The sequence below is a fragment of the Burkholderia sp. Ac-20353 genome (assembly GCF_017104785.1).
Classification (GTDB): domain Bacteria; phylum Pseudomonadota; class Gammaproteobacteria; order Burkholderiales; family Burkholderiaceae; genus Burkholderia.
In genome coordinates this window covers 1-4,575 of sequence record NZ_JAAGPL010000355.1, presented here as the reverse complement: position 1 = coordinate 4,575, position 4,575 = coordinate 1, and the positions used below count along the sequence as shown (strand labels likewise).

The following is a 4,575-nucleotide window of genomic DNA, read 5'->3' as shown; positions in this document are numbered from 1 at the left end:
AGGCGGGCTGTCGCCCGACGAGGAGCAGGCGGCGCGCGCGCGCGGCTTCATCGCGCTGTCGCTCGGGCCGCGCGTGCTGCGGACCGAAACCGCCGGCGCGGCGGTGCTCGCCGCGCTCGCTGCGCGCTGGGGCGGTTGGTGATGTGATGCGTTCCGGGTCGCCGGGCCGAATCGACGGGATCCGGCGCACCCGCAAAAAAACCCGCTCGGCGGCGGGCTTCGACACGACCGTCAAGGCGCTCAGGCAAACGAGTAGAACACGCGGAACGCGACCTTGCGCTCGGACCAGAACTCCGCGGCCTCGCGGAACACGTCGAGCAGCGTCTCGCGGCCTTCCTTGTCGAACTTCTGCGCGATCGGCAGCCCTTCGAGCACGATCACGAAACCGGGCTGGGCCCCTGCCTTCGCGACGAGATCGGTCAGGCAGTCGTACAGCGCGTCATAGTTCTTGCCGAAGTGTTTCGGAAACAGGAACGACGTCGCGATCGTCTCCATCACTTCCTGCTTCGACTGCGCGGCGCCGCAATACGCATACAGGAAATGCTGGCCGAGCCGACCGGCTTCGTCGGCGAGATCCTGCACGCGGAACGCACGGATCGACTGGACGAGATTGGGTCGCACGGTCATGAAAAGGCTCATAGGCTCCTCGTTCGGTGAAAGCCCGGGGCTAGCGTCCTGCTGCGCCGGCGCGGCGCCAGCCTGTGCCGTCGCGTGCAATTGAATCACGCGCTGAAACAGATTGCCGTCGCCGGCCGCGATCAGATCCGCCGACGACGCCGCGTCGTGCGTGTAGATGGAGTCGCTCATGCCGTTCTTCCCGAAGTCATTCAACAATGCGTTTGAAACTGTTGTAATGGTCGCCCGTGTAATAACAGTTGTCGACCTGGCGCGGCGGCCCGCCGCAGACGATCCGGCGCGCGCCGCGATTGCGCGCGCGCGGGGTCGGTACCGTGTACTCATGGTAGTAGCCGCGCTTCGCCTTCGGCAGGATCCGTTCGCGGTTGCCGAACACGACGCCGTCTTTCTCATACGGATAGGGACCGCCGGCTGCGATCAGGCCGAGCGTGGTCACGGCCTCGCGCGGGAGACGGGCGGTCGGGATCGTGTCGAACCCGCCGGCGGCCACGTCGGCCTGAACGGCCTCCCGTGCGTAAGCGGCGGAAACCAGACTGCCCGTCGGCGAGCCGACGATACCCATCGCGATCATCGCGAAGACGGACGCGAGCGCGCCGTTGCGGAGCCACTTGCGTGCCATAAACCGGGGTTCCCGCTGTTAAATCAAGTAGTTGACGACCAACGAAGGCGTTAGCGTAGCGCTATTGTTCGCGCGAATCAATGTCCGGTTGGGGGATTGAAAGCACCATGGTGCCGCGGCTTGCGAATTTTTTACCGAATTTGCGCAATTTTTATCTTTCATAAGATAAAATACGCATGGCATCTCTCGAAGGGCAAGATTCTGCCTCCTTGCCACGCTCAGTACCCGAAGTGGAGAGATGCTGCTGTTACGAGATGCTGCCGTTGCTTATGGGAAGCGCGTTTGCGCAGTACCCAGGGCGTGCCCGTTGCGGGCACGCCTTTTTTTCTATTTTTTACAAATTCGCTTACCGCGCCGCGTTCACGTCGGCCACCAGCAGCGCCGCCATGTTGACGATCCGGCGCACGGTCGCCGATTCGGTCAGCACGTGCACGGGCTGCGCGGCGCCGAGCAAGATCGGCCCGATCGCGATGTTGTTGCCCGCGGCCGTCTTCAGCAGGTTGTACGCGATGTTCGCGGCGTCGATGTTCGGCAGGACCAGCAGGTTCGCTTCGCCTTCGAGCGTCGACGCCGGCAGGATTTCCTTGCGCAGCGCCGCGTCGAGCGCGACGTCGCCGTGCATCTCGCCGTCGACCTTCAGCTCCGGTGCGCGTTCCTGCAGGATCGCGAGCGTATCGCGCATCTTCTTCGCCGAAGGCGCATTGCTCGTGCCGAAATTCGAATGCGACAGCAGCGCGACCTTCGGCTCGATGCCGAAGCGGCGCACTTCTTCCGCGGCCATGATCGTGATCTCGGCGAGCTGCTCGGGGGTCGGATCGACATTCACGTGTGTGTCGACGAGGAATATCTGGCGGCCCGGCAGCACGAGCCCGTTCATCGCCGCGAACACGCTGCAGCCCGGGCGCTTGCCGATTACCTGATCGATGAAGTGCAGGTGGCGGTGCGTCGTGCTGATCGTGCCGCAGATCATCCCGTCCGCTTCGCCCTTCTTCACCAGCATCGCGCCGATCAGCGTCGTGCGGCGGCGCATCTCGACGCGCGCGAGCTGCTCGCTGATGCCCTTGCGCGCCATCATCTTCGCGTAGTCCTGCCAGAATTCGCGGTAGCGCTCGTCGTGCTCGGTGTTGACGACCGTGAAATCGACGCCCGGCGTCAGGCGCAGGCCATAGCGCTGGATACGGTGCTCGATCACGGCCGGACGGCCGATCAGGATCGGTTTCGCGAGTTTTTCGTCGACGACGATCTGAACGGCGCGCAACACACGCTCTTCCTCGCCCTCCGCGAACACGACGCGCTTCTTTTCGCCCGGCACGCTGCGCGCGAGCTGGAAAATCGGCTTCATCGTCGTGCCGCTGTGGTACACGAACTGCTGCAGGTGCTGCTTGTACGCGTCCATGTCCTCGATCGGGCGCGTCGCGACGCCGCCGTCCATCGCGGCTTGCGCGACAGCCGGCGCGATCTTCACGATCAGGCGCGGATCGAACGGCTTCGGAATCAGGTATTCGGGGCCGAACGACAGGTCCTGGATCCCGTACGCGGTCGCGACGATGTCGCTCTGCTCCTGCTGCGCGAGCCCGGCGATCGCGTTGACGGCGGCGATCTCCATTTCACGCGTGATCGTCGTCGCGCCGGCGTCGAGCGCGCCGCGGAAGATGAACGGGAAGCACAGGACGTTGTTGACCTGGTTCGGATAGTCGGTGCGGCCGGTCGCCAGGATCGCGTCCGGGCGCACTTCGAGCGCGAGTTCCGGCAGGATTTCCGGCGTCGGGTTCGCGAGCGCGAGGATCAGCGGACGCTCCGCCATGCCCTTGACCATCTCCTGCTTCAGCACGCCGGCCGCCGACAGGCCGAGGAAGATGTCCGCGCCGTCGATCACCTCGGCGAGCGTGCGCGCTTCGGTTTCGCGCGCAAAGCGTTCCTTGTCCGGGTCCATCAGCTCGGTGCGGCCCTTGTAGACTACGCCGGCCAGGTCGGTCACCGTGATGTTCTCGAGCGGCAGGCCGATGTCGACGAGCAGGTCGAGACACGCGAGCGCCGCGGCGCCGGCGCCCGACGCGACCAGCTTCACCTTCTTGATGTCCTTGCCGACGACCTTCAGGCCGTTCGTGACGGCCGCCGCGACGACGATCGCGGTGCCGTGCTGGTCGTCGTGGAACACCGGGATCTTCATCCGCTTGCGCGCTTCGCGCTCGACGATGAAGCAGTCCGGCGCCTTGATGTCCTCGAGGTTGATCCCGCCGAAGGTCGGCTCGAGCGCGGCGATCACGTCGACCAGCTTGTGCGGATCGGACTCGTTCAGCTCGATGTCGAACACGTCGATGCCCGCGAACTTCTTGAACAGCACAGCCTTGCCTTCCATCACCGGCTTCGACGCGAGCGGGCCGATGTTGCCGAGGCCCAGCACCGCGGTGCCGTTCGTCACGACGCCGACCAGGTTGCTGCGCGCGGTGAAGCGGGCGGCATTCAGCGGGTTCTCGACGATCTCCTCGCACGCGAACGCGACGCCCGGCGAATACGCGAGCGCCAGGTCGCGCTGGTTGATCATCTGCTTGGTCGGCGCGATCGCGACCTTGCCGGGAGTCGGAAATTCGTGATAGTCGAGGGCCGCTTCGCGGAGCTTGGCTTTGGAGGAGGCTTGCGTGGACATGTGTCTCGTGACGTGCGGATTAGAATGACTCTTCGACGGCATTGTAGCGCCATTCGAAGTCACCAAAATTTCGATCCAGGTGCAACTGCTGCGACAAAATTGTACTGAACGGTGCAGGAACGCCGCCGTTCGGCTCGTACAATGCCGTTCACTCAATCGCTTCGGGTCCGTCCGCCGTGTCAGCCTCTCCCCTCTCCGAGTTTTCGTTGATCGACCGCTTCTTCGCGCGCCGTGCGGCGCAGGGCGCGCGCGCCGCGACGCTCGGGATCGGCGATGATTGCGCGCTGTTCGCGCCACGATCCGGGAAGTTGCTTGCGATTTCGACGGACATGCTGGTCGAAGGCCGTCATTTCTTTCCGGACGTCGCGCCCGGCGCGCTCGGTCACAAGACGCTCGCGGTCAACCTGTCCGATCTCGCGGCGATGGGCGCCGAGCCGCGCGCGTTCACGCTCGCGTGCGCGCTGCCGCGCGCCGACGCGGACTGGCTCGCCGCCTTCAGCGACGGGCTGTTCGCGCTCGCCGAGCGCTTCGGCTGCGAGCTGATCGGCGGCGACACGACGAGCGGGCCGCTGAACCTGTGCGTGACCGTATTCGGCGAAGTCGCGCCCGACGCCGCGCTGCGGCGCGATGCCGCGCGCGACGGCGACGACGTCTGGGTGTCCGGCACGCTCGG

The 4,575-nt window shown here is 65.4% G+C and carries 5 protein-coding genes; 2 read left to right on the top strand and 3 right to left on the bottom strand.

Translation table 11 applies throughout. From position 1 onward, the window contains the following. The coding region (locus tag G3N94_RS39875; RefSeq protein ID WP_205799682.1) for a 16S rRNA (uracil(1498)-N(3))-methyltransferase at positions 1 to 142 on the top strand (142 nt) is incomplete at its 5' end. A 98-nt stretch (positions 143 to 240) separates the two neighbouring features. On the opposite strand, the gene G3N94_RS39870 is transcribed toward G3N94_RS39875, so the two are convergent. The 3 genes from G3N94_RS39870 to G3N94_RS39860 form a co-directional block, all read right to left on the bottom strand. Next, a complete protein-coding gene (locus G3N94_RS39870; protein WP_205799681.1) occupies positions 241 to 807 on the bottom strand; it encodes a barstar family protein in 567 nt (188 codons plus the stop codon). A 16-nt stretch (positions 808 to 823) separates the two neighbouring features. Beyond that, positions 824 to 1,255, bottom strand: coding sequence for a ribonuclease (locus G3N94_RS39865; RefSeq protein WP_205799680.1), 432 nt, complete (start codon positions 1,253 to 1,255; stop codon positions 824 to 826). Between the two features lie 346 nt (positions 1,256 to 1,601). Beyond that, positions 1,602 to 3,944 carry an NADP-dependent malic enzyme gene (locus G3N94_RS39860; RefSeq protein WP_277398609.1) on the bottom strand — a complete coding sequence of 781 codons (2,343 nt, stop codon included), beginning with the start codon at positions 3,942 to 3,944 and terminating at the stop codon, positions 1,602 to 1,604. Between the two features lie 134 nt (positions 3,945 to 4,078). Between G3N94_RS39860 and G3N94_RS39855 the strand changes: the two genes are divergently transcribed. Next, a partial coding sequence (locus tag G3N94_RS39855; protein WP_346778774.1) for an AIR synthase related protein occupies positions 4,079 to 4,575 on the top strand: 497 nt, incomplete at its 3' end.